Here is a 25249-nt window from a genome sequence, read left to right as displayed (position 1 = left end):
AATGGCAACTGATTGCCGATGACGGGGCCGCGTGTGGCCGTGGCGGGAGTCCACGGTCACGGCGCCTCCCATGTTCGCAACGTGTCCCGGCTGGCGGCGGCCGGCCGGGCCGAACTGGTGGCGGTCGCCGATCCGCGGCCCACCGAAGGAGTACTGGCGTTCGACAGCCTCGACGAGTTGCTCGCGGCAACCGAAGTCGACGTGGTGATCATCAGTACGCCGATCCAGACCCACGTCCCACTCGCCACGGCCGCGATGCGCGCGGGTGCCGACGTACTGCTGGAGAAGCCGCCGACGGCGTCGCTGGCCGAGTTCGAGGAACTGTCTGCCGTGGTTGCGGAGACGGGGCGCGCCTGTCAGGTCGGCTTCCAGGCGCAGGCCTCCGAGGCGACGCTCAAGCTCGCGGAGCTGATGGCCACCGGGCAGCTCGGTGAGATCCGCGGGATCAGCGCGGTCGGCAAGTGGGTGCGGACCGCGAAGTACTTCCGGCGGGCGCGCTGGGCCGGGAAGCGGCGGCTCGACGGCGTCGATGTCGTCGACGGTGCGATCACGAACCCGCTGGCGCACGCGGCCGCGGCGGCGCTGCTGCTGGACGGGTCGACCGGCGTGGCCGACGTACGGTCGGTCGAGACCGAGCTGTACCGCGCGAACCCGATCGAGTCCGACGACACCTCGACGGTTCGAGTCGTGACTGCCCGCGGTACGACGATCCTGATCGCGGTGACGCTGTGCGCGGACGAGCACCTCGAGCCGTCGGTGATCGTGCACGGGTCGGAGGGCGACGCCGTACTGCGGTACGCCTCGGACCGGATCGGGGAGACGCAGTACGGGCGCGCGGACCTGTTGGAGAACCTGCTCGCGCACCGTGCGGACCCCGGCGTACCGCTGTATGTGCCGCTGGCCGCGACCGGTGGGTTCACGCGCGTGGTGGAGGCAGTGCGGACGGCGGCTGATCCGGTGCAGATCCCGGACGAGCTGGTGCGCTGGGAAGGCGAAGGACTTGAGCGCCGGCCGATCGTTCTCGATGTGGAGAAGTGGATCGACCGAGCCTCGGACGAGCTGGCGCTGTTCGGCGAGCTCGGGGCGCCATGGACGGACCAAGCGAAACGGGAGAGCTGATGACGCAGCACCTCGGCTGCAACCACGCTGTCAACGAATCGATCCAGGTCACCGCGGGCGGTGGCGAGCTGTTCACGTATGTCTACAACGCGGACGATCCGCAGTACGAGTCGCCGCGGCCGTACTTCCACCCGATGCGGACGCTGACCGGCGATCTGGTCAGCGTGTACCGGCCGTGGGACCACCTGTGGCACAAGGGCATGTCGTGGTCGTTGCCGCACTTCGGGCACGACAACTTCTGGGGCGGACCGACGTACACGAAGGAGAACGGGTACAAGCCGCTCGGCAACAACGGGTCGCAGGACCATGACCGGGTCGACGCACTGGACGTGTCCGACGACGAGGTCCGGTTCGCGCACCACCTGTCCTGGCACACGCAGGGCGGCAAGCACATCGTCGACGAGACGCGCACGATCACCACCCGGCTCGCCGACGACGGCTGGGTGCTGGTCTACGAGACCGCGATGACCAACGTGTCCGGCGAGAACATCCAGATCGGCAGCCCGACCACGGCCGGCCGCCCGAACGCCGGGTACGGCGGCCTGTTCTGGCGCGGCCCGCGCGCGTTCACCAACGGCACCATCCTCGCCCCGCAGGGCAAGGGCCGCGACGAACTGCGTGGTCAGCGCGCACCGTGGATGGGCTTCACCGCCCGCCAGGACGAGACCGACACGGCGTCGACGATCATCGTCGCCGACGCCGCCGACAACGTCCGCCACCCACCGGAATGGTTCGTCCGCTCGGAGGACTTCGCCGCCGTCTGCCCGGCCCCGTTCTTCTCCGAGGAGCTCCCCTTCCCCGCCGGCGACACCCTCCACCTCCGCTACGCCGTACTGGTAGCCGATGGCCTCTCCGACGACGACCGTGCGTCCGGCCTCGCCGCACAGGCGACGAAGGCGCTGTCCACGAGCTGAGCGCCGGATCTCCAGGCCATCACAATCGGTCCGTCGGCCTTCGCGACCGCCTGGCGGGCCTGGCGAGCCATGATTGTGATGGCCTGGCGATCCCCACCTTCAGCTCGGCAGCGCCAAGGTGAAGTTGGTGCTGCCTGGGGTGGAGGTGAGGGTGAGGGTGCCGTGGTGGGCGTGGGTGATGGATTGGGCCAGGGAGAGGCCGAGGCCGGTGCCGCCGGTGGTGCTGGTGCGGGCGGTGTCGGCTCGGGTGAAGCGCTGGAAGACGTTCGGGAGTAGGTCCGCGGGGATGCCGGGGCCGTCGTCGTGGATGGTGAGTACGGCGGAGTTGCCGGCGAGCTTGGCCGCGACGGTGACCGTGGTGCCGGCCGGAGTGTGACGGCGGGCGTTGGTGAGCAGGTTGGTGACGACCTGGTGGAGGCGCTGCTCGTCGCCGATGACGACGATCGGGTCGGGTGGCAGGGCCAGTTCCCAATGGTGGCTGGGGGCAACGATCTGGGCATCGGTGACCGAGTCGCGGGCGAGCCGGGACAGATCCACCGGGCGACGGTCGAGCGGGCGACCGGCGTCCAGGCGGGCGAGCAGCAGGAGGTCCTCGACCAACGACGCCATGCGGGTGGTCTCGACCATGACCTTTCCCATGGCGTGCCCGTAGAGCTCGGGATCGCGTTGGCGGAGGCTGAGCTGCGCGTAGCCGTGGATCGTGGTGAGCGGCGTACGGAGCTCGTGGGATGCATCGGCGACGAACTGCCGGACCTGCTGCTCGCTGCGGTGCCGTGCGTCGAGGGCGTTCTCCATATGACCGAGCAGCGTGTTGAGAGCGACCGCCACCTGGCCGACCTCCGTACGTTCGTCGGTCAGCTGATCCGGTACGCGTGCGGTCACCCCGATCTCCCCGGTGTCGAGCGGCAGACCGGCCACCTCGCGAGCGGTCTGCGCGACCCGGCGCAGGGGCCGCAGCTGACGCCGTACGACGAACACGCCGACACCGCCCGCGGTCAGTACGCCGATGCCGCCGAAGAGCACCTCCCAGCCGATCAGGCTGTTGATCGTGTTCTGGATGTCCTTCGTCGGGAGGCCGACGATCACGGTGACCGAGTCGACGCCGGCCGCGTGCACCCGATACTCGCCGAGGTCGGGGAGATCGACCGTACTGCTCTCACCGGCCGACAGGTGGTCGAGGGCGCCCATCGCCTGGTCGGACAGTTCGGTGAGCTTGCCCTCGGCGGTGATCACAGTGCCGGCCGTGGTGGAGCCCTGGATGTACGCCGTCACGGTTCCGGCGTCCTGCCCGTGCGGCGCATCCGGCGGCGGGCCGCCGTTCTTCCATGAGTTGATCGCGCGGCCCTGCGCCGCGGCCACCTTCCCGTCCAGCTGGCTGGTCAGGTACGAGCTGATCGCGGCGGTCGTCAGCGCGCTGATCACGAGACTCACCACCGCGACCAGCACCACCATCGCCGCCGCGACCCGCACACTCAACGACCGCGCCGCAACCCTCATGCGTCCAGCATGTGCGGCCGTCCCTCGGACCGGCTCCACGTTTGCTGGCATCTTGCTGTGAACTCAGAGCAGCCTTTCGGCCGCCGCGCGCAGCCCCTCGAGCTCCGCGGCGGCCCATCCTTCGGTCCGCGACTCGGTACCCCGGAACCGCGGCTTGTCGACGATGTGGAAGCGCAGGTTGAAGATGCTCCCGACAACCTGGAGGTACGGGATGACCGCCTCGTCCTCGGCCGTGACGGCGCCGTACCCCGCCTTGAACGCCTCCCAGTGCGGCGTCGTCGCGACACCCGCGAAATCCGCCGCCAACGGACCGACCGCCGCGAGGTCGAAATCGAGCAGCAGAAGTCCCTGCTTGGTCAACAAGACATTGTCCAAGGTGACGTCGCCGTGGCAGGTTCCTGCCTTTGAGTACTGCGCGAGGTTGTTCCGTACTGCATCCGCAAGAGACCGGAGCAGGTTTTCCTCCGAGTTGTCCACAGCGAGAATCTGCTCGACCGGTTCATCGAGCCGATGTGCGACATCGGCCGGCCGGCGCGAGTACGGCGAGGTGTAGTTGCCGGCGGCATTGTGGAATGCGGCGAGCCGGGCACCGAAGGCGGAGTACAACTCGTCGGTGAACGGCCGCTCCGGCTTACGCCCCTCGACGTACGTCGAGAGGGTGAACGCGCGGGATCCCTCCGGCGTCTCGAGCAGCCCGACGGTGTCGTCGTCGAGCAGCGGGACCACCGACGGGACCAGTACGCCGGCGGCCTGCAGATGGGCCGAAAGCCCTGTCTCCCAACGGATTTCGTCCGGGTGGCGACCGTCGTACCGGTAGAGCTTGAGGACGTACCGCGCGTCGTCGGTGGCGACCTCGTACACGTCGTTCACCAGCGAGCGGAGCAGGACGGCGCCGGTGAAGCCGAGCCCGTAGCGCGCGGCCAGGTGTTCGGCCAGCGCGTCGGGGTCGGGGAGGGAGCGCAACGTCGGGACCATGGATGCGAGGATATGAGTCGTTTGGATGACAGAGGTTGTGGGGAGGTTCGAGACGTTTCCGGATTCGCCTCCCCTTCCGGGGCCGGAAACCGGTAGCCTCGTGCAGCGCGCTATATGGGGGCCGCCGTACCACCCACCCGACGAACTGCCGGAGAGCCCAAACCGGTCAGGAGTGCACGTCTTGCAGGAGAACACCAGCAGCACCAGTACTGGCGAACTGGTCAACGTACCCCTTACCGGTGCGGACAAAGTCGCCTACGCCTTTTACGCGACCGCGGCTGCCGCGGCGCTGGTCGGCCAGGTCTGGGCCGGCGTGACCCACATCCCCTGGCCGAGCGACGGCTTCTCGCCGTTGCTCAAGATCATCCTCGTCACGCCCGCGGTCGCGGTGCTCGAGCTCGGTGGCGTCGCCACCGCGGCCCTTGCCGACCTGCGCCGGCGTAAGGGTGAGCAGGCCTATGCCTATCGCGCGATGTCGTTCTTCGCGGCGCTCGTCGCGGTCGTGTTCAACGTGGTCGGCCACTGGCGGCCGGAGGAGCGGTTCCTCGCCTTCGGCTTCGGCGGCCTGTCCGCGTTCGCCTACGTGCTCTGGCTGATCCACAGCTCGGCCCGTCGTCGTGACGCACTGCGCCGCGCCGGCCAGATGCGCGAGACCGGTCCCGTGTACGGCGTCGTGCAGTGGGCCCGCGAACCGCGGGTCACCTGGCTGGCTCGCTCGCTGGCGATCGAGCACGGCTACGGGCTGTACGAGAGCCTTCGTGCGGCCCAGCACCAGATCCGCAACCGGAGTCGTCGCGAGGCGATCGCCGGCACTGTCGCGGAGTACATCCGGTCCGAGCACCAGGACGAGCGGCTGGCGAAGATCGCCGAGACGACGTACGACCCGGACCGGCTGGCCGGGATGCTCGAGGAGCGGATCAACTACGAGGTCATCACCAACAAGTTGACCAAGGCAATCTCGCCGCCGCCGGAGCCTGAAGAAGCTCCGGCCGTGCCGGCCGCCGTCTGGGTGCTCGAGGGCGGGCAGCCACGGCGGGTGGACAACTCAGGTGTGTCGCTGCGCGACGAGGACGCCTGGACCGGCGAGCTGATGGCGATCGTCGACCAGCCGCCCGAGGGCGACGAGTCGGTCGCCGAGGCCGTCGTGGTCGAGGATGCCGGCGAGCCGCAGCATGTCGTCAACGGCAGCTCGGCAACCAACGGCAACGGGAGTGCCGCGGCGGGCAAGCTCAAGCCGTTCGCGCCGCAGCCGAAGGCCGAGCCGATGGTGGAGAAGCCCAAGCCGCCGTCGCCGTTCGCCGGACCGGCGGACCCCCAGCCGCCGGCGCTGATCACCACCCCGAAGGTCGAGCCCGTGCTGCCCGACCCGGAGCCGGTGGTCGTGGAGGAGCAGCCGGAACCGACCGCGCTCGAGAAGAAGCGGATGCGCGCGTACGCCCTGCTGTCCGACTGGCCGGCCGGTCACGAGCGCACGGCCAAGACGCTGGCCGACGCGATCACGTCGAGCGAGCCGATGGCCGCGCGCTTCATCGAGCAGTACGAGGCCGAGCACGGAGTCGTGTTCGCCTCGCAGAACTGAGCAGCGCTGATCGTGGGACTGCCGGTGGACCTCAGAGGTTGAGGTTCACCGGCAGTTCGGCGAGACCGCTCACCAGCACGCGTCGCCACTCGAGTTCTTCGGCCGGCTTCGCGAGACTCATCCGCGGGAACCGGCGTACCAGGGCCAGCAGCGACTCCTGCAGCTCGATCCGCGCCAGCTGTGCGCCGAGGCAGAAGTGCGGCCCGAAGCCGAAGGACATGTGCTTGTTCTCCGGCCGGTCCACCCGCAGCTCGTCGGGGGCGTCGAACGCCCGCGGGTCGCGGTTGGCCGAGTTGAGCGCGGCCATCACGCCTTCACCGGCCTTGATCTGAACGCCGTGCAGCTCGAGGTCCTCGACCGCGACCCGCAGCTGACCGACCTCGCTGAATCGGTTGAACCGCAGCAGCTCCTCGATCGCGGACGGAATCAGCTCAGGCTCCTCGACCAGGCGGGCCCAGTTCTCCGGCCAGCGCAGCAGGGTCGCGACGCAGCTCGAGATCTGGTTCGCCGATGTCTCGTGACCGGCGACCAGCAGGTTCACGCCGAAGGCGATCAGCTCTTCCTGGCTGAGCCGGTCACCCTCCTCGCGCGCCCGGACGAGCTCGTCGAGCAGGTCCTCGGCCGGCTGGTCGGTGTTCGCCAGCTTCTTGGTGACCAGGTCCTCGATGTAGGCCGTCAGGTTGGTCATCGCGTCCTCGACCAGGTCCTTCTCGGCCATCTTCATGCTGTACCCGAGCTCGGTCCACTCCCGGAACTGCGCACGGTCGGCATACGGTACGCCGAGCAACTGGCAGATCACCTGGATCGGCAACGGCAACGCGACGAGCTGCCGGATGTCGGCACCGTCTCCGGCGCGGGCGAGGTCCTCGGCCAGCTGCGCCGACAGCTCCGCCACCCACGGCCGGGTCCGCTCGATCTTCCGGTGCGCGAACGTTGGCACCACCAACCGTCGCAGCCGGGTGTGCTCCGGCGGGTCGGTCGTCGTCAGGCTGTTCGGCATCGGCTTGGCCAGCGCGACCCGCGGGGCTCCTTGCTTCACGACTGCCGCCCGCGAGAACCGCGGATCGGCGAGCACCAGCTTCACGTCGTCGTACCGCGTTACCAGCCACACCTCGGCCCCAGCCAGCGTCCGCACCCGAGCCACGGGCTCGTTCTCCCGCAGCTCGGCGAACGTAGGCGACGGATCGAACCGAAAAGCGTCCTCGAACGGAATCTCCAGCACCATGGCGTCAACCCTAAGCAAGTTAGGTAACCCTTGCTTCATGCCCCCGCGCGTCGGGGACCAGTGGCGACGGCCGGCACGATGCAGGCGGCGGCGAGGATCAGCAGCAGGACTCCGCCGATGAGGGAGCCGATGGTGATGCCCTCGACGACCGGCAAGGTCGCGCCCATGCTCAGTTCGGCGTCGACGTTCGGTGACCCGTCGGCGTTCATGATCACGACGGACCAGTCGCCTCCGGTGGCGTTCCAGCGCACGGAGCCGGTTCCGCCGGCGACCCAGAAGGACTGGTCGGCGGGAGCGGCAGCAGGCTTGTCGCCGGCCCGCGCCGTCGTCGAGAGCTTGAACGGATCGACGTCGAAGTCCGCCACCTCGTCGTGCCCGACGCCGTTCAGGTACGCCGCGACCTCCGCGGCCGGCCCGATGCCGACGAACACCGGGGTCCCGTTCTTCGACTTGGCGTCGATGCGAACCTCACCGAGGAAGTCGTCGCCGTACAACGCGTCCGGACCGGTCCCACCGACGTCGAGGGACGGCGCCACCAGCGCGGACGTACTGGTGGTGACCCGCTCCGGTCCCGCGGTGAAGGATCCGTTGGCACGTTGCTGCTGAACCCATAGGCCGAAGCCGCCGATCGCGAACAGGATGAGGCTGACCATGCCGAAGACGCCGCCCACGATGACGAGCAAGGTGCGCCCGCCGCCCCACCTGCGTTGGACCGGGGGAGAAGAAATGGTGGTCATGAGACTGGCTCCTTCACGATGGTGGTGTTGACGGCTGCGGCTGGTGCGGGACTGGTCCAGAAGCGACGGCTGACGATCAGCAGGACGAGGGCGACGGCGCACCACACAGCGACGTACAGCCAGGTCTCGCGCGTCGCGTCGCCACCGGCCGGCCAGAGGTCCTCGGTGTTGATGCTGCCTTCGGTTGCGTGTGCGATCAGCGTGATCAGAGCGCTGCCGGCGGCGTGGTTGAACAGCCACGCGTACCAGAAGGTGACGGCGACCGTGGTCAGCGCCTCGAACGGCTGCAGGCCGAACGACGAGATCAAGAACAGCGGCACGTGCCAGCCGGTGATGGCGACAGCCATGATCGCGGTCGCGGCGAGTGGTGTGCGCTTCGACTGGAGTCTCGGCTGCGCGAAGCCCCGGAAGCTCGGCTCCTCGCTGAACGGGCCGCCCATCGGGTCGACGATGTTCATCCCGATGACCATCGCGAGCCCGTAGAACGGCGTGAACTGTCCGGTGCCGGGCGCCGACGCACCCAACGCCGTGTTCACGGAGATCGTCACGAAGTGCACGAGCAGCGGTACGGCGATCGCGGCGACGTACCAGACCCAGCGGACCCGCCAGCGGATCAGCCGGGCGCCGACCGAACGCAGGCCGGCCAGGCCCTCGGTCAGCGTCACGACGACGACGGCGCGATCAGGGCGCCCGGGGCGAAGAAGCTCCCGAACGGGACAGCGCCCCAGGCCAGCGCGTAGGCGAGGACGAAGAAGGTCGCCACGGGGTGATTGCGGATGAACGTCATGATGGATCTCCTCTGCAGCGGATCAGGGGTGGGCTCCCGGCGGGGCCGGGGCTCGGGCTCGTTCTGGATCACGCGCGACTTGTGCACTTGCTCCTCCAGGGACTCGGTCTACGTCCGAGACTCCCGTTTCCGGGCGCGTTCGGGAGACCGGTCGGCCGGTGAAGGAGGGTTCGGGTTTCTGGTGTCAGGCCCGCAGGTAGAGCAGCACGGCCAGCACCCGGCGGGACTCGTTCCGGGTGGTCGGGATGCCGAGCTTGGTGAAGATGCCCGAGACGTACTTCTCGGCGGCGCGCAGCGTGATCGTCAGGGCGTCCGCGATGCCCTGGTTGGAGGCGCCGGTAGCCATCAGCTCCAGGGCCTCGCGCTCGCGCGGGGTCAGTGCGGCGAGCGGGTCGTCGTCACGCCGCCGCTTCAGCAGGGTGGAGACGATCTTCGGATCGACGGCCGAGCCGCCGCCGGCGACCCGCCGTACCGCGTCGATGAAGTCGTCGACGTCGCTGATCCGGTCCTTCAACAGGTAGCCGACGCCTTCGGCCGAGTCCGACAGCAACTGCAGGGCCAGGCCGAGTTCGAGGTACTGCGACAGCACCAGCACACCGATCTCAGGGTGCTGCTCGCGGATCCGCAGCGCGGCCCGGATCCCCTCGTCCTTGTGCGTCGGCGGCAACCTGATGTCGAGGATCGCGACCTGCGGCGGGACGCTGCGGACGTACCGCAGCAGGTCGTCGGCGTTGTCGTACGCCGCGACCACGTCGAGACCCGCACTCGCGAGGATCCGGGTCAGTCCCTCGCGGAGCAGCACGCTGTCCTCGGCGATCGCTACCTGCACGGGAACTCCGCCTCCAGCCGGGTCCCCTGCCCGGCCGGACTCCAGATCCGCAGCCGGCCGCCGACCGCCTCGACCCGGTCGGCGAGACCGCGAAGGCCCGTTCCGCCTTCGGTGTCCGCGCCGCCGATACCGTCGTCGACGATCTCGACCACCACGACGTCGCTCGAGCGGGTGACGTGCACGGAGGCCGCGGTCGCTCGGGCGTGCTTGCCGATGTTGGTGAGGCTCTCGCTGACGACGTAGTACGCGGCAACCTCGATCCGTTCGGCCAGCCGTTCGTCGACCGCGACGTCGAGCTCGACGGGTACGGCGGCCTGGGCGGCGAGCGACTCGAGCGCGACCGCCAGACCGTGGCCGGTGAGGACCGCCGGATGGATGCCGCGCGCAACGTCGCGCAACTCGTCGAGCGAGGCGGTGACCTCACGTTTGGCCTGCAACAGCCGGGCGGAGGTTTCGGCGTCTCCCGTCGAGCTGCGGGCGATCAGCTGGAGTTCGAGCGCCAGGGCGACCAGGCGTTGCTGTGCGCCGTCGTGCAGGTTGCGTTCGAGTCGTTGCCGCTCCTTCTGACCCGCGTCGACGACCCGGCCCGCGAGCCTTGGAGCTCCTGCAGACGGGCGCGGAGCTCGACCTGGAGCCGGCTGTTCTCCAGCGCGATCCCGGCGGCCGCGGCGACGGCGTCGAGCAGCTCCCGTTCGTCGGCGAGAGTTCGGTCGAACTCCAGCGCGACGACGGGCTGGTCGTCGCGGTAGATGATCCGGGTCGCGCGCCCCTCCTCGGCACCTCGCAGCGTGACCGCTCGTCCGTCCGGATCGGCCCAGGTGTCGTACTGCGGAAGCCAGTAGGCGAGGGTCAGCGACGGATCGTGCAGGGCGCGTGCCAACGGCTCGCGGAGATCACCGGTCGGGTGGGCGCGCAGCTCCATCAGCAGCGCGCCGACGTCCGCGCGGGCCAGTCGGGCGTCCAGGAGGCCGAGCAGGAACGCGATCGGCGCGAGACCGAGGGCGGCGAACGTGATGTGCCGGACGGTTTCGATCTGTCCCCAGCCACGGAGTCCCGCGATGTAGAGGACCGCGAGCATGATCAGGGCGAGGCCGAAGGCGTCGACCAGCAGCGTCGCCGGGCGTCTGCGCGCAGGGCTCCGGCGTACCAGCAGCAGTGCGGAGCCGGTCAACAGCAGAACGCTCATGACGATCAGCTGGACCTGTTCGATCCGGCCCGCGAGTGCTGCGTGCGAGGCAATTGCGAACAGACTGTCGGGATAGGCGCCGAGCAGGATCTTCGCCAGTTGGAGGATCATCACGGTCGCGTAGCCGGCGACGACGAGCACCTGGCGCGGCCGGGTCTCCAGCCGTCCGGTCGGGTACGCGAGAAACACGTGCAGGAACATGGCGGACGGCACCATGTCGAGCAGATGCCCGAGTGAGAACAGCCCGGGTACCTGCGACCACTGCAGAGCGGTCAGCGCCATCACGAACGCCGTCGCGATCATCAGCGGGCCGAGCCTGCTCTCCGGCCGGCGCCACCAGGCGAGCGCCCCGCTGATCAGGTACGGGATGGTGATCCAGTTGAACAGAAAAGCCTGCAGACCCGGCCGGACGAGTTCGTCACCCGCCATGGCGAGACCGATCGAGCCCAGCAACGTGCCGAGGCCCACCACCACGGTCCCGCACAGCACCCACGGCCCAGGGCCACGCGCGCCGAGTTCGGCCGGCGACGTCGAGCCCCCCACAACGGCCACGGTTCTCACGCCTCTTCCGAGTGAGCCGATCGCTGTGTCGATCCCCTGATCGTCAGCGTGCGCCCTCAGCTCGGTCCAGGCAATGCCTTGGTGCTGCCGGAGAGCCCGGGCCGGGGAGCCGGCCCGGGCTCGGGTGCGCCGGGACTACTTGGTGCCGAAGCTGTAGATCGTGCTGGTCCGGTAGGTCTCGCCGGGGCGGAGGACCGTCGACGGGAAGTTGGGGTGGTTGGGGGAGTCGGGGAAGTGCTGGGTCTCGAAGGCGAAGGCGTCGCCCTGGCGGTAGGCCTTGTTGCCGATGCCGAGGAAGGTGCCGTCGAGGAAGTTGCCGCTGTAGAACTGCACGCCGGGCTGGTCGGTGTGGACCTCGATGGTGCGGCCGTGCTCCGGCTCCCAGAACCGGCCGGCCAGGCGCATGCCGTGGCTGTCCGGCTGTCCGGCGAGCACGAAGTTGTGGTCGTAGCCGCGGCCGAAGATCAGCTGCTGGTGGTCGCCGCGGAGGCGGGCGCCGATCGCGGTCGGACGGTGGAAGTCGAACGGTGTCCCCGCGACCGGTGCGATCTCGCCGGTCGGGATCAGGTTCACGTCGACCGGGGTGTACTTCGCGGCGTTCAACTCCAGCACATGGTCGTAGATCGTGCCGTTGCCCTCGCCGAGCAGATTGAAGTACACGTGGTTGGTCAGGTTGACGATGGTCGCCTTGCCCGCCACGGTCGCGTGGTAGTCGATCCGCAGGTCGTCGCGCCGGTCCAGCGTGTACGTGACGGTGCTGGTGAGCTCACCGGGGAAGCCCATCTCGCCGTCCGCGCTGACGTAGGTGAACGCGACGCCGACCGCCATGTCGGACTTGACGACCTTGGCCTTCCACACCTTCTTGTCGAAGCCGATGGTGCCCCCGTGCAGGGCGTTCTCGCCGTTGTTGATCGGGATCTGGTACGTCGTCCCGTCGAGTGTGAACCTGCCCTTGGCGATCCGGTTGCCGTAACGGCCGATGGTGGCGCCGAAGTACGGGCTGAGCGCCGCGTAGTCCGGCAGGTTGTCGAAGCCGAGGCTGATGTTCTCGTGCTTCCCGCGCCGGTCCGGCGTGACGACCTTCTGGATGGTCGCGCCCCAGGTGAGCATCGAGATCGTCACCCGGCCGTTGGTGAACGTGTACACGTCCACTGCCTGGCCGTCCGGGGTCGTGCCGAACGGGTCCTTGTGGATCTCGAGCTTGCCATGGTGTTCGCCCATGGCGCTCAACTTATCCGTCGTACCAGCGCTGGAATTGGTCTGGGTGCCGGCGTCCGCGGTGCTGGTGAGAGCGCCCGCGGCGGCGGCACCGAGGCCCAGCGCGCCGGCGGTCCGCAGGACCTGGCGGCGGGGCAGGTGATCGGGCATCGCAATCCCCTCAATCGTTGTAGAAGCAGACCTTGGCACGATAAGCGCGCCAGACCGGTGTTTGGAACAGTTCGGATCGGTGTGAATTCGTCCGATCTCTTCACGGTGGTCGGTGGGATGACCAGATCGGTCCGGTCCGAGCCTCGATCGAGCCTTCCGCGGTACGGCGCCCGCGGGCCATCCTGGTTCAATGGCCCGAACCGCACTGATCGTGATCGACGTCCAGGAATCCTTCAAGGTCCGCGCGAACTGGCAGCTGGTGAACCACGCGGACATCGCCGAGCGGGTGAACCGTCTGGTGCACGCCGCCCGGGACCAGGGCGACCTGGTCGTGTGGGTGCTGCACACCGAGCCCGGCGCCGGCGGCCCGTTCGACCCGGCCGAGGGGCACGTCCGGCTGATGGACGGCCTCGAACCGTTGCCCGGTGAGCCGATGATCACCAAGACGGCGCACAACGCCTTCACCACAACGAATCTGCAGCAGCTGCTGACCCAGCACGGTGTCGGCAAGATCGTTGTCAGCGGCATCCGTACCGAGCAGTGCTGCGAGACGACCGCCCGGGTCGGATCGGACCTCGGGTACGAGGTCGTGTTCGTGACCGAGGCGACCGCGACGATGGCGCTGGCGCACTGGTCCGTGAGCGACGAGGCGACCGTCGAGGAGATCCTCGCCGATCCCCGGACCCTGACCGCCGAGCAGGTGGCCGAGCGTACGGAGTACGTGCTGGCGGGCCGCTTCGCCACGATCCGGACAATCGACGAGCTCATCGGCGTACCCGTGGCATCCTGACCGAATGCGTCCCACCCGTGTGGTCTTCCTGCTCGTGCCCAAGGTGCACCTGCTGGATCTGGCCGGCCCGGCGCAGGTGTTCTCGACGGCGAACGACCTCGGGTACGGATACGAGGTCAGTTATGTAGCCGAAGCCGACGAGGTGATGACCGCGCAGGGAGTGCCTCTGCGGGCACAACTGGACTGGCCGGAGATCACCCCGGACGACCTGATCGTCGTACCGGGGTGGCGGTCGCCGCGGCTGTCGCCGGTCCCGCCGATCGGGCCGGCGACCAGGCAGCGGCTGCGCGACCACCATGCGGCCGGTGGGACGGTGGCCAGTGTTTGTTCGGGCGCCGACGCGCTCGGGGCGAGCGGTCTGCTCGACGGCCGGCGGTTCACGACGCATCACGATCTGACCGACGAGCTGGCCGCCCGCTATCCGCTGGCGACCATCGTCCGCGACGTGCTGTACGTCGAGGACGACCGCGTCATCACCTCCGCCGGGATCGCGAGCGGCATCGACCTGACGCTTCACCTCGTCGCCGTCGCGCATGGTGCGGAGGCGGCCGCGCGGGTCGCCCGGCAGATGGTCGTGTACGCGCGCCGCAACGGCGACGAACTGCAGGAGTCCGCGATGCTCCGCCACCGCGGCCATCTCAGCGACGTCGCGCACCGCGTCCAGGACGTCATCGACGCCCGGTACGCCGACCGGCTCCCGCTCGCCGACCTCGCCGGCCAGGTCGGCGTCAGCGAGCGCACCCTGACCCGCATCTTCACCACCGCCACCGGCCTGACCCCGCTGCGCTACCAACAGGTCCTCCGCCTCGAACGCGCCGAACACCTCATCGGCCACGGCGCCACGATCGAGACCGCAGCCCGCACAGTCGGCTTCGAAGACGCCCGCATGCTGCGCCGCCTCCGCAGCCGAACCACCGTCTAGAGCTTCGAGGCCGCGGTCAGCTTGGTGATCGCGGTGGTCAGCTGTCCGGTGAGGACGGCGTGGTCCGCGTCCGAGACGAGTTTGGATGCGGGTTCGTCCAGGTTCTGGCCGATGTGGTTCTGGGCGATCCAGCGGGCGACGCCGACGACCGCGTCGTCCTCGGCGAAGCTGTCTGTCCTGGTGCGCTCCAGGAACTTGACGGACTGTGCCGCCGCGGCCAGCGCGATGGTTGCCTGCGGCCCCGACCAGTCCTTGACGCCCAGTGCGACGCTCGCGGCGACACCGGCCGCCAACGCGTACGGATCGTGCTGACGCAGCAGGCTGTTGCGCGCCACGGTCAGCTGCTGCCGGGCGGCCGCTTGTGTGGTCAGGCCCCAGCCGAACGGATACTGCGGATCGTACGACGCGTCGCCGACGTTCAGCGGCTGCTGGTCCTCGGCGCGCGGCCAGCTGACCGGCAGCCGCCCGCTGAACGGCACCTTCCCGAACAGTACGTCGGCAACGCCGGCGCCCTCGGTCCCCGGCAACCACGACGCGACCACCGCGTTGATCGTGCCGAGTTGGTCCGCGATCACCTGCGGCCGCCCGGACACGATCAGCACGACGCACTTCATCGCCCCGCACACCTTGTCCACCGCGGCCTTGTCCGCGGCCGAGAGCTGCAGGTCGTGACCGTTGCCCACGTCACCGATTCCCTCGGCGTACGGGCGTTCGCCGACCACGACAACCCCGACGTCATGGCCTTCCAGCGGGGCGGAGGCGTCGGCGCTGAACGTTGCCGTCGGCACCACCTGCTTGATCCCGTCGAGGATCGTCGTACCGGTGGTCGTCGCACCGGAACCGCCCTGCCAGGTGATGCTCCAGCCGCCCATCTGGTTGCCCAGGTCATTGGCGTTGCTGCCGGCAACATAAACCTTCGCATCAGCCTTCAGCGGCAGCAGATTGCCGTCGTTCTTCAACAGTACTTGGGACTTCGCCGCCGCCTCGCGCCCGACCGCGCGGTGCGCGGCCGATCCGACCGACGAGCTGTTCGACGTGTCGGCATACGGGTGCTCGAAGAGGCCGAGCCTGAACTTCTCGGTGAGGATCCGCCGTACCGCGTCGTTCACTCGCGCGAGCGGGACCCGGCCGGCGCCGATCTCGTCGGTCAGCCCCTGGATGAATCCCTGGTAGTTCGTCGGCACCATGATCATGTCGAGTCCGGCGTTGATCGAGGTACGGATGTCGCTCGCGTAGTCGCCCGGCAGCTGGTCGATCGCCTGCCAGTCGCTGATCACGAACCCGTCGAAGCCCATCCGCTGCTTCAGCACGCCGTTGATCAGCTCGCCGTCGGCGTGCATCTTCATCGGCGGCGCACCGTCGATCGACATGCTCGAGTACGACGGCATCACGGTGCCGATGCCCAGATCGACCGCGGTCCGGAACGGCGGCAGGTGCACGGACTCCAGTTGCTGCCGGGTGACCTGCGTGATCCCCTGGTCGATCTTGTACGAGCCCGTCGTCGAGCTGCCGTACGTCGTACCGCCGTCGCCGACGAAGTGCTTCGCGGTCGCCAGCACGTGGTTGTTCTTCGAGAGCTCGCTGCCGTCCGCCTTGCCCTGCAGCCCGGTGATGACGGTCTCCATCGACTGCACGAGCGCCGGGTCCTCGCCGTACCCCTCGTACGCGCGCCCCCAGCGGTCGTCGCGGACCACGCACACGCACGGCGCGAAGTCCCACGGGATGCCGGTCGCCCGAACCTCGGTCGCGGTCACCTCACCGGTACGACGGGCCAGGTCCGGGTCGCGGGTCGCGCCGATCGCGATGTTGTGCGGCAGGATCGTCGCGCCGACGACGTTGTTGTGTCCGTGGACCGCGTCGACCCCGTAGATCAGCGGGATCTGCAGCCGGGTCGCCTGCGCGTTGAGCTGGAAGTTGTCGATCATCGCGGCCCAGGCGGCCGGGGTGTTCGGGGTGGGGACCGAGCCGCCGCCGGAGAGCAGGGAGCCGAGCGCGTACGACGCGATGTCCGAGCGGGACCGCAACGCGTTGCGCTCGGCCTGCGTCATCTGGCCGACCTTCTCGGCCGTCGTCATCCGGGCGAGAAGGTCGTCGACGCGCTTCTTGATCGGGAGCTTCGGGTTCAGGTACGGCAGGTCGTGGGCGTTGATCACCACGGCGGGTTGGGTCGAGGGCGCCTTCGCGCCGGTGACCGTGAGCTCGAGCGGGATGGTCTCGGCGGCCTCTGCCGCCTTGTCCTTGCGAGTGGCGACCGCGACGCTCTGGGTCGTGTTGGACGCCGTACCCGCCGGGAAGGTGAGCGTGCCGCTGACCGGCGTGTAGTCGTCGGCGGAGGCGCTGCCTGCGCCGGTCTTGTAGTCGACCGTGACCGGCTCTTCGAGCGGGGTGCCGTCGGTGGTCGCAACCGACACCTTGACCTGGGCGGGGGCGCCCTCCTTGACCGGGTAGACGCCGGCGTCGGTGACGACGCTCGCCTTCAGCGCCGGGTCGGCCTTGCCGTACACCTCGATCTGGTCGATCGCGAACTCGCCGGGGGTCCCGACGGGCATGGTGAACGCGTAACCCCACATGTGGGTCAGGTTGAGGATCTGGTCGATGCCGCCGACCGGTTGGTAGTCACCGCGGTACACCAGCTGGCTGAACGGGATCTCGACCTGGTGCCAGCCCTGCCAGTCGTCGGTGAAGCTGGTGTTCCACAGCTCGGAGGCCTCGGCGTTCGCGCCGCCGTCCTTGATCTCGAAGAAGATCCGCTTCCCCGATCCGGGCGGCAGCGGTGCGGTGTTCTGCCCGTACCACCAGAACCGGATCCCCTTGTACACCGACCAGTCCGCCGGGTTCACGTCGTACGTGATGTCGTGGCTGAAACCGCCGTACCCGCTGATGTTGTACGTCCCGTGCAGCACCTTCTCGCCGGCCGGCGCGTCCGCCCGGGTCTGCAGCTCCATCGTCGGCGGGTCGTCCGCGTCGCTGCCCCAGGTGAAGATCCCCGCGTTCGGCGGTGAGGCGAACGGCTCGCCGCCCTCGAACGCCGCCAGCGTGACCGGCGTCGGATCGTCGGCCACCGCGTCCAACGGGAGCAGCCCGGCGATCAGCGCCGCCGCCGCAACCAGAGCAATCCGCCGAAACCCTCGCATGGGCGCTCCCCACCTCAGCGCGGGCCGCACACCCGCGTCGGGCCCGACTCTCAGCCCTCCCGCCGCACCGGTCAATACCTCGCCGGTTCCGGAACTAGAGCGCTCTCACGGCCTCCGGCCGCATGTGCGGTCTGGCGCTCTGGTGGTGGTCGGAGCGGACCAGTTCCGCGGTGGGGATCGTGGTGGTGCCGATGGGGGTACAGCGGTGGGCGGCGACCCAGTCGATCAGCTCGGTCGGCCGTGCGATGCCGGTGGTGAAGTGGAGGAGGTTGAGGTACCAGATGTCGCGGCGGTCGGGCTCGTACCAGGCGTCGGGGCCGAGCTCCGTGGCGAGTCGGTCGCTGAAGACGTCCGCGTTGGCGTCGAGCGACTCGGCGCAGGCCATTACCGAGCCCGGAGTCAGGGTCAGGCCGGTGATCCGGAAGCGAGCGGGCCAGTCGCCGGCGACTGTCGCCCGGTGGAGGGCGGACCGGTAGCGGGCGAGGGTGGGATCGTCCGGCGGGATCACGTCGCGGCGCGGTTCGAGCGCGCGGACGGTCAGGTGGGCGGAGCCGAGTTGGCCGGTCTCCCAGTGGCCGGGGCCGGCCAGCGCGGCGGCCTCTGCCGTCAGGGCGTCGAGGGCGTGTGCGAGCTCGTCCAGGGGAGGCCGCAGTACGACGGAAACAGGCCAGCGGCCGCCGTCCTTGGGTAGCTCGTCGCGCTGATGGGTGCCCTGTGCAATCTGCCGGGCGGCGTCGGTGAACAGCTGGTCGAACTTGTCGATGAGAGTTCTCCCTTGAGTCGGTTCGGGTAGGACGCGAAGTCTGGACAGTTGGTTGTCGGTTGGGTGACTGTGGTCGCGGCAACGAGGGGGAGGGGACTCCATGAAGCTCCGGTATGTGCTGAGCAGCGTGGCGCTGGTCGTTCCGATGGCTGTGGTCGCGGTGGTGTCACCCGCCTCCGCGGTATCCACGCAGGACCCGGCAGCGTCGGCGAAGGTGCCGACGATGCTGCGGGATGCTGCCAAGGTTGCGGCGGTCAAGGGCAAGTCGGCCGGCATCCAGTCCCGGGCCATGAGCGCCGAGAGCCCCGGCCGCCTCGGCGTCCAGGTGTACGCCGCCGCACCGATCACCGCGCAGCAGCAGGCGCAGCTCGCCTCGCTGGGTGTCTCGGTGGAGAAGAACGCCGCCGACTTCAAGGCCGTTCCTGGAGTCGACCTACCGACCACGGGCCTCGTGTCCGCGTCCGTGCCGTACGACAAGCTGGACGCAGTAGCCGCGCTCGACTGGGTGACCGCCCTGCGACCGTCGCTGCGGCCCGCCGTCGACGTCGGCCCGATCACCGCCGAAGGCGTCCAGCTGCACAAGGCGGACAAGGCGCAGGCCCGCGGTCTCACCGGCAAGGGTCAGAAGATCGGGGTGATCTCCGGCGACGTCGACCACCTCGCCGATTCGGTGGCCGCGGGTGAGTTGCCGGCCGGGATCCAGGTCCTCCAGCAGTCGGCGTCGTACGAGGACGACGAAGGCACCGGGATGATGGAGATCATCCACGACATGGCGCCGGGTGCGAAGCTGGCCTTCGCGAGCACGCTGGACACCAACGCGGACTATTTCGAGGCCTTCCACGTGCTGGCGAACGCCGGCGTCACGATGATCGCCGAAGACATCGCGCTGGACGACGAGCCGGTGTTCCAGCAGGGCCTCGGCGCCACCACCGCCGAAACGCTCGCCAGGCACGGGATCTGGGTCAGCTCGTCGGCGGGCAACCTCGGCACCCGGCACGGGCCCCGGATGACCGCGACCGGCACGGGCGCAGGTCCCGACGGCGTGACCGGACCGTTCACCGGCTGCCCGACCGCACCCGACAACGTGGTGAAGCTGCGCGGCAGCGACACGTCGTACGACCTCACCCTGCAGCCCGGCGCGGCGCTTCTGCCGACGCTGCAGTGGAGCGAGCCGCGGGCGATCTACCCGACCGCCGGCCAGGGCGGGTTCACCGACCTCAACCTCTACCTGATGGATGGCACCGGGACGAAGTGTCTCGCGGTCAGCAACGCGGTGCAGGCGAACGGCGTCGGTGACACCATCGAGCAGTTCATCTACCAGAACACGACCGACGCGGCCCAGCCGGTCAAGCTTGTCGTCGACGTCCAGGGGACCTCGACGGCCCGCAAGGCGCCGATCCTCGACCTGCGCTGGCGTGCGCTCACGGCCGGCGTCGCGAACGTCGACCCGGCGGACCGGGCCGGGTCGATGAACCCGGACTCCAACTACCTCGGCTTCGCCACCAGCGCGGGCGCCGTCGGCGCGAACGTGTCGGTCGATCCCAAGGCGACCCCGCTGCAGCCGTACAGCGGAACCGGCCCGATCCAGATCGTCACGACGACCCGCTGCCCGGGTGGCAAGCCCGGCCCGTGCCGCGGCGTACCGGGCGGGGGCTCGTTCAGCTTCCCCGCGCCGTCCTGGGTCGCGTCCGACACGGTCTCGGTGAGCGGAGCCGGCGGCTTCGGCGCCGGAACCTGCCCGACCACGACGCAAGGCGCCTGCGTGTTCCCGGGGACGTCGGCCTCCGCGCCGAGCGCAGCCGGTGTCGCGGCGCTGACCCGGCAGGAGTTCGGCGGCCGCCTGGCGCCGGTCGCGCTGAATGCGATCCTCGCGCTGCGGGCCGTCCACCGCAGCGGTCCCGGCTTCGGAGCGGGGGTCCTGAGCGCCCGGTGAATCGCCGGGTGAATTAAGAAGCTGCAGTGGTCCGATTGAGTGCAAATTCAGTACTCGTAGTGATGGACCGATACCGCCATCCCCGGAAAGGATGGCGGTATGACTACACGTTTCGGGGTTTTCGTCCCGCAGGGCTGGAAGATGGATCTGGCGCAGATCGCCGATCCGATCGAGCAGTGGGAGGCGATGACGGACGTCGCCAAGCGCGCCGACGAGCAGTCCTGGGACTCGATCTGGCTGTTCGACCACTTCCACACGGTGCCGGAGCCGAGTGACAACACCACGTTCGAGTGCTGGAGCGCGACCGCGGCGCTGGCCCGCGACACCAAGCGGGTGAACATCGGCCAGATGGTCGGCTGCAACGGGTACCGCAACCCGTCGCTGTACGCGAAGATCGCGTCCACCGTCGACGTCGCCAGCCACGGCCGCCTGTACGCCGGCATCGGCGCGGGCTGGTACGAGCACGAGTGGAAGGCATACGGCTACGAGTGGACCGACATCCCGCAGCGGATGGCCGCGTTCCGCGAGGCGACCGAGATCATCTACAAGATGTGGACCGAGGACAAGCCGGTCTACAACGGCAAGTACTACTCGATCGACGCGCCGATCAACGAGCCGAAGGGCGTCCGCAAGCCGCACCCGAGCTTCTGGATCGGCGGCGGCGGCCCGAAGGTCACGCTGAAGCTGGTCGCGCAGTACGCCGACGCGGCGAACATCGGCGGCGGCAACCCGGAGACGTTCAGGGAGAAGGCCGACATCCTCCGCGGCCACTGCCAGAAGGTCGGCCGGGACTACGACGAGATCATCAAGTCGACGAACTTCAACGTCTTCCCGATCGACAAGGGCGACGACCCGCAGAAGGCGACCGAGAAGGCGCTCGGCCCGATGAACCGGGAGAAGTTCGACCGGGACAACCTGATCACCACCGAGGACGAGATCGCGAACAAGGTCGAGGCGGTCCTCGAGGCCGGCGCCGACTACGTCATCTTCTACATCCCCGGCGTCGCCTACGACCTCGACCTGCTCGAGCGCGTCGAGAACATCACCAAGCGCTTCAGCTGAAAGAAAAGTGGGCCTGACCGGTACCGGTCATGGCGGGTGTACGTCAGACGGACCGGTGGACCGGGGCTGAAGGCAACTGACAGGCTCCCGATGATGGCCTCGCATGGGTCGGGGCATCGGGAGGTGTCCGCCTGTGTTTCCCCGAACGCCCCGGTTCGCATCCGGTCTGCTCGCTGCGGTGGTCGTCAGTTCCCTGCTGCTGACGACCACCCCGGCGCACGCCGCCCTGCCTGCCGCTGCCGATCCGACGCCGGGTGCGTCGGTCAAGCGGATCACCCTCGTCACCGGCGACGTCGCCGAGCTGACCACCAACGCCGACGGCCAGGTTTCCGCGCGGCTGACCGACGACGAGCCGTACTACTTCGGCACGTTCGACGGTGAGCTCAGCCTGATCCCGTCCGAGGCCTACCCGCTGCTGACCGCGGGACGGCTGGACAAGCGCCTGTTCAACCTCACCGAACTCGCTGCGCAGGGGTACGACGACGCGAGCAGCGATCGACTGCCCCTCCTCCTCACGGCGCCGGCATCCCTGCGCAGCGTTCCGAGCACGCCGGCCGCGGCCACGCTCCGCCGTACCCTCAGCAGCGTCGGAAGCTCCGCGGTCACCGTACAGAAGTCCGACGCGAAGGCCTTCTGGGACGGCATCAGCGGCCCGACCACGTTGAAGTCCGATCAGGTCACCAAGATCTGGCTCGACGGGCGTACTCACGCCACCGACGAGCAGTCGGACAAACAGATCGGTGCCCCGACCGCCTGGAAGCAGGGGTACGACGGCCATGGTGTCAAGGTGGCCGTCCTCGACACCGGGTACGACGCCGGCCACCCCGACCTCGCCAAGCAGGTCGTCGCATCGGAGAGCTTCGTCCCCGACGAGGCAGTCCAGGACCTGTTCGGACACGGTACCCACACCGCCTCGATCGTCGCCGGCCTCGGTACTGCGTCCGACGGCAAGCGCAAGGGTGTCGCGCCGGGCGCGGACCTGCTGATCGGCAAGGTACTCGACAACACCGGCGACGGCTACGACTCCGAGGCGATCGCCGGCATGGAGTGGGCCGTCCAGCAAGGCGCGAAGGTTGTCAGCATGAGCTTCGGCGGCCTGGCGACGGACGGCACCGACCCGATGAGCGAGGCCGTCGACCGGCTGTCGGAATCGAGCGGCACGCTGTTCGTGATCGCGGCCGGTAACGCCGGCGTCGAGCAGGGCGTCGGTGCGCCGGGCGCGGCGTCGGATGCGCTCACCGTCGGTGCGGTCGACCAGAACGACAGCCTGGCGAGCTTCTCCAGCCGTGGCCCGCGCATCGGCGACGGCGCGCTGAAGCCCGAGGTGACCGCGCCGGGCGTCGAGATCGCCGCCGCCCGGGCCGCCGGCACCGAGCTGGGTCACATCCTCGGCCAGTACTACACCGCGATGAGCGGCACCTCGATGGCGACGCCGCACGTCGCCGGCGCCGCCGCGATCCTGGCCCAGCGGCACCCGGACTGGACCGGCCCGGAGCTGAAGGCAGCGCTGGCATCGACGGCTGTCCCGTCCGCCGGCGCCCGCACCGACCAGCAGGGTCTCGGCCGGATCGACATCCCGAACGCGCTCGACCCGAAGGTCCTCCCGGACACCGCCAACCTGTACTTCGGCGACCTCTCCTGGACCGGACCGGCCGCTCCCGCACCGGTCTCCCGGACTGTTGCCTACCACAACCACTCGAACCGTCCGGTGACGCTCGACCTGTCCCTCGACGTACAGTCCCCGGCGCACGTGAAGGCCGCGATCTCCGTGCGACCTTCGCGTCTGACTGTCCCGGCCGGCGGCACTGCCTCCGCGACGGTCACGCTCGACCTCGCCAGGACACCGGCCACCAACTACGCCGGCGTACTGACGGCGCGGACCGGGAACACCTCGGTCCGCACCGGGCTCGGGTTCACGGCCGGCGGCCGGTTGAACCATGTGACCGTGAAGGCGATCGGCCGCGACGGCAAGCCCGCGACCGCCGCCGTCGGCTCGAGCGGGGTGCAGCTGTGGAACCAGGCCACCGGCAAAGTGAACCTGATCGCGTTCGACCAGACCGGCAGCCAGACCCTCGACCTACCGACCGGGCGTTACAGCGTGATGGCGTACGCCTTCGGCGGTGACGAGGCGAAGCAGGTCAACTCGACCACGCTGCTGGGTGATCCGGACGTGTTGATCAGCACCGACCGCACCTTCACGTTCGACGCCCGGACAGCGCACAAGGTGACGATCAAGACGCCCCGGCCGGCCGACGCGTACAGCGTCGCTCTCGCCTGGCATCGCAAGGTCGGCGACCGCGATGCCGTCTCCGGCTGGGTGGACAAGGGCAAGGTGGCCGACGGCGTGTACTCGCAGGACTTCGGCAAGGTTGCGGACGGCACCTTCCAGGTCCTGCAGCGCTGGGACATCGCCCAGCCGCAGCTGACCGTGGACGTACCCGGCGTGGGCCGGCTGCCGACCCCGGGAGCCGGATCCTCCTGGACCGTGTTCGTCGGGCACGAGAACCTGCCGCTCTACAACGGCGGTGACGGTACGCCGGCCGAGCTGACCGGCGCCAAGGACAAGATCGCGCTGATCCGCTGGAGGTCCACCGACGAGATGAACGCCCAGCTGCAGGCCGCGAAGGCGGCGGGTGCCAAGGTCGTCTTCTTCTACAACGAGGCGCCCGGCTACTGGTCGACCGGATCCGAGCAAGGCATCCCGCTCTACCTCCTGCGCGCCGAGCAGGGCAGGCAGTTGCTCGGCGTACTCGCGAACGGTCCGGTGTCGCTGCAACTGAATGGAGTCCGCGACAGCACCTACCGGTACGACGTCGTCCTCGGACAGTCGACGGTGAAGGGCCCGCTGACCTACGACGTTGCGAAGATGCACCCGGCCGTGGTGACGATGAACTACCAGCGCAACGACGTGTTCCCCACGCACCACGACGAGCGGAGCGCGCACCTGCCGGGGACCGCCGTCGGGCTGACCTCGTCGCGCGAGGTGACCGGTCCGGTCACCCGTACCGACTACCTGGTCACCGACCTCAAGGGCGTGACCTGGGACGAGACGGCGGTGGCCGGGGAGTGGAATGAGAGCGGCAGCGAATCCTCGGTTCCCCGCGGCTATCGCCCGGACGAGCACGCCACCCGGAGTTGGTGGGAGCCGCTGACGCGTCCCGCCGTACCGGGGCTGTCGGACGCGGCCGGTGATGTGGCGCAGGGGTGGCCGCCGGCGCGGTTCGAGAACGCGTTGCGGATCGCGATCCCGCAGTACGTGAGCGGCGATCGGAGCGTGTTCGCCTGGGGCGACCGCGGCGACGTGACGAGCATGAAGCTGAGCAGCAACGGAGTCGAGCTCGGCAGCAAGAGCTGGTCGGTCGGGCAGTTCGCCGTCCCGGAACGAGCCGCGTGGTACGACCTGACACTGGACCAGCAGCGCGGTCCGAACAGCTGGACGACCACGTCGACGTCGACACACACGACGTGGCACTTCCTGTCGGTGCCGACCAGGAGCCGGGCGGTGCTGCCTCTCGTGCAGGTCGACTACAAGCACACCAACGGGTGGCTCGAGCTGACACCGCGCTACCAGCCTGGTGTGCGTGGTCCGGGGATCTTCCGGACGACGGCCGAGATCTCGTTCGACGGGAAGACCTGGCAGAAGTTGTCGCTGAGGGGGATCGGAGGCACTGTCCGGGCGCAGGTCCCGGCCGGTTCCTATCCGAGCATCCGGGTGACCGCCAAGGATCTGATCGGTAACAGCATCACCCAGACCATCGACAGGGCCTGGCAGAACTGAACGTTAAAAAGGCGACGCCACGAAGCCGGGGGGATGTGCTCCGTGGCGTCGCCAGGGGCGCACCTAGGGAGGGGTGGGGGCAGGTGCGCC

Annotated in this window: 20 protein-coding genes; 8 read left to right on the top strand and 12 right to left on the bottom strand. The window is 69.2% G+C overall.

Annotation, left to right across the window (positions count from 1 at the left end; genetic code table 11):
• Window positions 1-18 precede the first annotated feature (18 nt).
• Window positions 19-1119 carry a Gfo/Idh/MocA family protein gene (locus tag ACIA58_RS02550; RefSeq protein WP_396401820.1) on the top strand — a complete coding sequence of 367 codons (1101 nt, stop codon included), beginning with the start codon at window positions 19-21 and terminating at the stop codon, window positions 1117-1119.
• Window positions 1119-2033, top strand: coding sequence for a PmoA family protein (locus ACIA58_RS02545; protein WP_396401819.1), 915 nt, complete (start codon window positions 1119-1121; stop codon window positions 2031-2033). Before ACIA58_RS02550 ends, ACIA58_RS02545 begins: the two co-directional genes overlap by 1 nt.
• Before the next feature lie 99 nt (window positions 2034-2132).
• Here the strand turns inward: ACIA58_RS02545 and ACIA58_RS02540 are convergent, their stop codons facing one another.
• Window positions 2133-3530, bottom strand: a complete 1398-nt coding sequence (locus ACIA58_RS02540; RefSeq protein WP_396401818.1) for an ATP-binding protein — start codon at window positions 3528-3530, stop codon at window positions 2133-2135.
• A gap of 63 nt (window positions 3531-3593) precedes the next feature.
• Window positions 3594-4505 (bottom strand): phosphotransferase enzyme family protein, encoded by a 912-nt coding sequence (locus ACIA58_RS02535; protein ID WP_396401817.1) that lies wholly within the window; start codon window positions 4503-4505, stop codon window positions 3594-3596.
• A 181-nt stretch (window positions 4506-4686) separates the two neighbouring features.
• On the opposite strand from ACIA58_RS02535, the gene ACIA58_RS02530 reads away from it, so the two are divergent.
• On the top strand, window positions 4687-6084 hold the full coding sequence (locus ACIA58_RS02530; RefSeq protein WP_396401816.1) for a hypothetical protein: 1398 nt from the start codon (window positions 4687-4689) through the stop codon (window positions 6082-6084).
• A 31-nt stretch (window positions 6085-6115) separates the two neighbouring features.
• Here ACIA58_RS02530 and ACIA58_RS02525 read toward each other — a convergent pair whose 3' ends face one another.
• The 8 genes from ACIA58_RS02525 to ACIA58_RS02490 all read right to left on the bottom strand — a co-directional run bounded on the left by ACIA58_RS02525 (window position 6116) and on the right by ACIA58_RS02490 (window position 12777).
• The gene (locus ACIA58_RS02525) at window positions 6116-7309 is read right to left on the bottom strand and encodes a cytochrome P450 (protein WP_396401815.1); all 1194 of its coding nucleotides are present in this window, start codon (window positions 7307-7309) and stop codon (window positions 6116-6118) included.
• Window positions 7310-7344: 35 nt separating this feature from the next.
• Window positions 7345-8046 carry a hypothetical protein gene (locus tag ACIA58_RS02520; protein WP_396401814.1) on the bottom strand — a complete coding sequence of 234 codons (702 nt, stop codon included), beginning with the start codon at window positions 8044-8046 and terminating at the stop codon, window positions 7345-7347.
• Entirely contained in the window at window positions 8043-8711 is a 669-nt protein-coding gene (locus ACIA58_RS02515; protein ID WP_396401813.1) for a type II CAAX prenyl endopeptidase Rce1 family protein, read from the bottom strand. Before ACIA58_RS02515 ends, ACIA58_RS02520 begins: the two co-directional genes overlap by 4 nt.
• Window positions 8708-8833, bottom strand: a complete 126-nt coding sequence (locus ACIA58_RS02510; RefSeq protein ID WP_396401812.1) for a hypothetical protein — start codon at window positions 8831-8833, stop codon at window positions 8708-8710. The genes ACIA58_RS02515 and ACIA58_RS02510 overlap by 4 nt, the downstream gene beginning before the upstream one ends.
• A 184-nt stretch (window positions 8834-9017) precedes the next feature.
• Complete coding sequence (locus ACIA58_RS02505; RefSeq protein WP_396401811.1) at window positions 9018-9662, bottom strand: response regulator; 645 nt, start codon at window positions 9660-9662, stop codon at window positions 9018-9020.
• Window positions 9653-10165, bottom strand: coding sequence for a sensor histidine kinase (locus ACIA58_RS02500; RefSeq protein ID WP_396403298.1), 513 nt, complete (start codon window positions 10163-10165; stop codon window positions 9653-9655). The genes ACIA58_RS02505 and ACIA58_RS02500 overlap by 10 nt, the downstream gene beginning before the upstream one ends.
• A complete protein-coding gene (locus ACIA58_RS02495; RefSeq protein WP_396401810.1) occupies window positions 10144-11400 on the bottom strand; it encodes a hypothetical protein in 1257 nt (418 codons plus the stop codon). Before ACIA58_RS02495 ends, ACIA58_RS02500 begins: the two co-directional genes overlap by 22 nt.
• A gap of 144 nt (window positions 11401-11544) precedes the next feature.
• The gene (locus ACIA58_RS02490; RefSeq protein WP_396401809.1) at window positions 11545-12777 is read right to left on the bottom strand and encodes an aldose epimerase family protein; all 1233 of its coding nucleotides are present in this window, start codon (window positions 12775-12777) and stop codon (window positions 11545-11547) included.
• 190 nt (window positions 12778-12967) lie between these two features.
• Here ACIA58_RS02490 and ACIA58_RS02485 point away from each other — a divergent pair, with 190 nt between their 5' ends.
• Together ACIA58_RS02485 and ACIA58_RS02480 are read left to right on the top strand one after the other, a co-directional pair.
• Entirely contained in the window at window positions 12968-13567 is a 600-nt protein-coding gene (locus tag ACIA58_RS02485; protein WP_396401808.1) for an isochorismatase family protein, read from the top strand.
• Between the two features lie 4 nt (window positions 13568-13571).
• Window positions 13572-14489, top strand: coding sequence for a GlxA family transcriptional regulator (locus ACIA58_RS02480; protein WP_396401807.1), 918 nt, complete (start codon window positions 13572-13574; stop codon window positions 14487-14489).
• Here the strand turns inward: ACIA58_RS02480 and ACIA58_RS02475 are convergent.
• The gene (locus ACIA58_RS02475; protein WP_396401806.1) at window positions 14486-17623 is read right to left on the bottom strand and encodes a glycoside hydrolase family 3 N-terminal domain-containing protein; all 3138 of its coding nucleotides are present in this window, start codon (window positions 17621-17623) and stop codon (window positions 14486-14488) included. The two genes, ACIA58_RS02480 and ACIA58_RS02475, sit on opposite strands and share 4 nt — an antisense overlap.
• Before the next feature lie 94 nt (window positions 17624-17717).
• Window positions 17718-18488 (bottom strand): hypothetical protein, encoded by a 771-nt coding sequence (locus ACIA58_RS02470; RefSeq protein WP_396401805.1) that lies wholly within the window; start codon window positions 18486-18488, stop codon window positions 17718-17720.
• On the opposite strand from ACIA58_RS02470, the gene ACIA58_RS02465 reads away from it, so the two are divergent.
• The 3 genes from ACIA58_RS02465 (at window position 18487) to ACIA58_RS02455 (ending at window position 25159) form a co-directional block, all read left to right on the top strand.
• Window positions 18487-20319, top strand: coding sequence for a hypothetical protein (locus ACIA58_RS02465; RefSeq protein WP_396401804.1), 1833 nt, complete (start codon window positions 18487-18489; stop codon window positions 20317-20319). The two genes, ACIA58_RS02470 and ACIA58_RS02465, sit on opposite strands and share 2 nt — an antisense overlap.
• Before the next feature lie 99 nt (window positions 20320-20418).
• Window positions 20419-21381 (top strand): LLM class F420-dependent oxidoreductase, encoded by a 963-nt coding sequence (locus tag ACIA58_RS02460; RefSeq protein ID WP_396401803.1) that lies wholly within the window; start codon window positions 20419-20421, stop codon window positions 21379-21381.
• 133 nt (window positions 21382-21514) lie between these two features.
• The gene (locus ACIA58_RS02455) at window positions 21515-25159 is read left to right on the top strand and encodes a S8 family peptidase (RefSeq protein WP_396401802.1); all 3645 of its coding nucleotides are present in this window, start codon (window positions 21515-21517) and stop codon (window positions 25157-25159) included.
• Window positions 25160-25249 lie beyond the last annotated feature (90 nt).

The sequence above is a fragment of the Kribbella sp. NPDC051586 genome, assembly GCF_044453965.1.
Taxonomy (GTDB): Bacteria; Actinomycetota; Actinomycetes; order Propionibacteriales; family Kribbellaceae; genus Kribbella.
This window is presented reverse-complemented; position numbering and strand designations above follow the sequence as displayed.

Excerpts from the sequence above, each read along its gene's own strand:
- ACIA58_RS02520 (WP_396401814.1), bottom strand. The coding sequence starts at position 8,046 with ATGACCACCATTTCTTCTCCCCCGGTCCAACGCAGGTGGGGCGGCGGG.
- ACIA58_RS02465 (WP_396401804.1), top strand. The coding sequence starts at position 18,487 with ATGAAGCTCCGGTATGTGCTGAGCAGCGTGGCGCTGGTCGTTCCGATG.
- ACIA58_RS02475 (WP_396401806.1), bottom strand. The coding sequence starts at position 17,623 with ATGCGAGGGTTTCGGCGGATTGCTCTGGTTGCGGCGGCGGCGCTGATC.
- ACIA58_RS02490 (WP_396401809.1), bottom strand. The coding sequence starts at position 12,777 with ATGCCCGATCACCTGCCCCGCCGCCAGGTCCTGCGGACCGCCGGCGCG.
- ACIA58_RS02525 (WP_396401815.1), bottom strand. The coding sequence starts at position 7,309 with ATGGTGCTGGAGATTCCGTTCGAGGACGCTTTTCGGTTCGATCCGTCG.
- ACIA58_RS02480 (WP_396401807.1), top strand. The coding sequence starts at position 13,572 with ATGCGTCCCACCCGTGTGGTCTTCCTGCTCGTGCCCAAGGTGCACCTG.
- ACIA58_RS02510 (WP_396401812.1), bottom strand. The coding sequence starts at position 8,833 with ATGACGTTCATCCGCAATCACCCCGTGGCGACCTTCTTCGTCCTCGCC.
- ACIA58_RS02545 (WP_396401819.1), top strand. The coding sequence starts at position 1,119 with ATGACGCAGCACCTCGGCTGCAACCACGCTGTCAACGAATCGATCCAG.
- ACIA58_RS02550 (WP_396401820.1), top strand. The coding sequence starts at position 19 with ATGACGGGGCCGCGTGTGGCCGTGGCGGGAGTCCACGGTCACGGCGCC.
- ACIA58_RS02460 (WP_396401803.1), top strand. The coding sequence starts at position 20,419 with ATGACTACACGTTTCGGGGTTTTCGTCCCGCAGGGCTGGAAGATGGAT.
- ACIA58_RS02470 (WP_396401805.1), bottom strand. The coding sequence starts at position 18,488 with ATGGAGTCCCCTCCCCCTCGTTGCCGCGACCACAGTCACCCAACCGAC.
- ACIA58_RS02535 (WP_396401817.1), bottom strand. The coding sequence starts at position 4,505 with ATGGTCCCGACGTTGCGCTCCCTCCCCGACCCCGACGCGCTGGCCGAA.
- ACIA58_RS02485 (WP_396401808.1), top strand. The coding sequence starts at position 12,968 with ATGGCCCGAACCGCACTGATCGTGATCGACGTCCAGGAATCCTTCAAG.
- ACIA58_RS02540 (WP_396401818.1), bottom strand. The coding sequence starts at position 3,530 with ATGAGGGTTGCGGCGCGGTCGTTGAGTGTGCGGGTCGCGGCGGCGATG.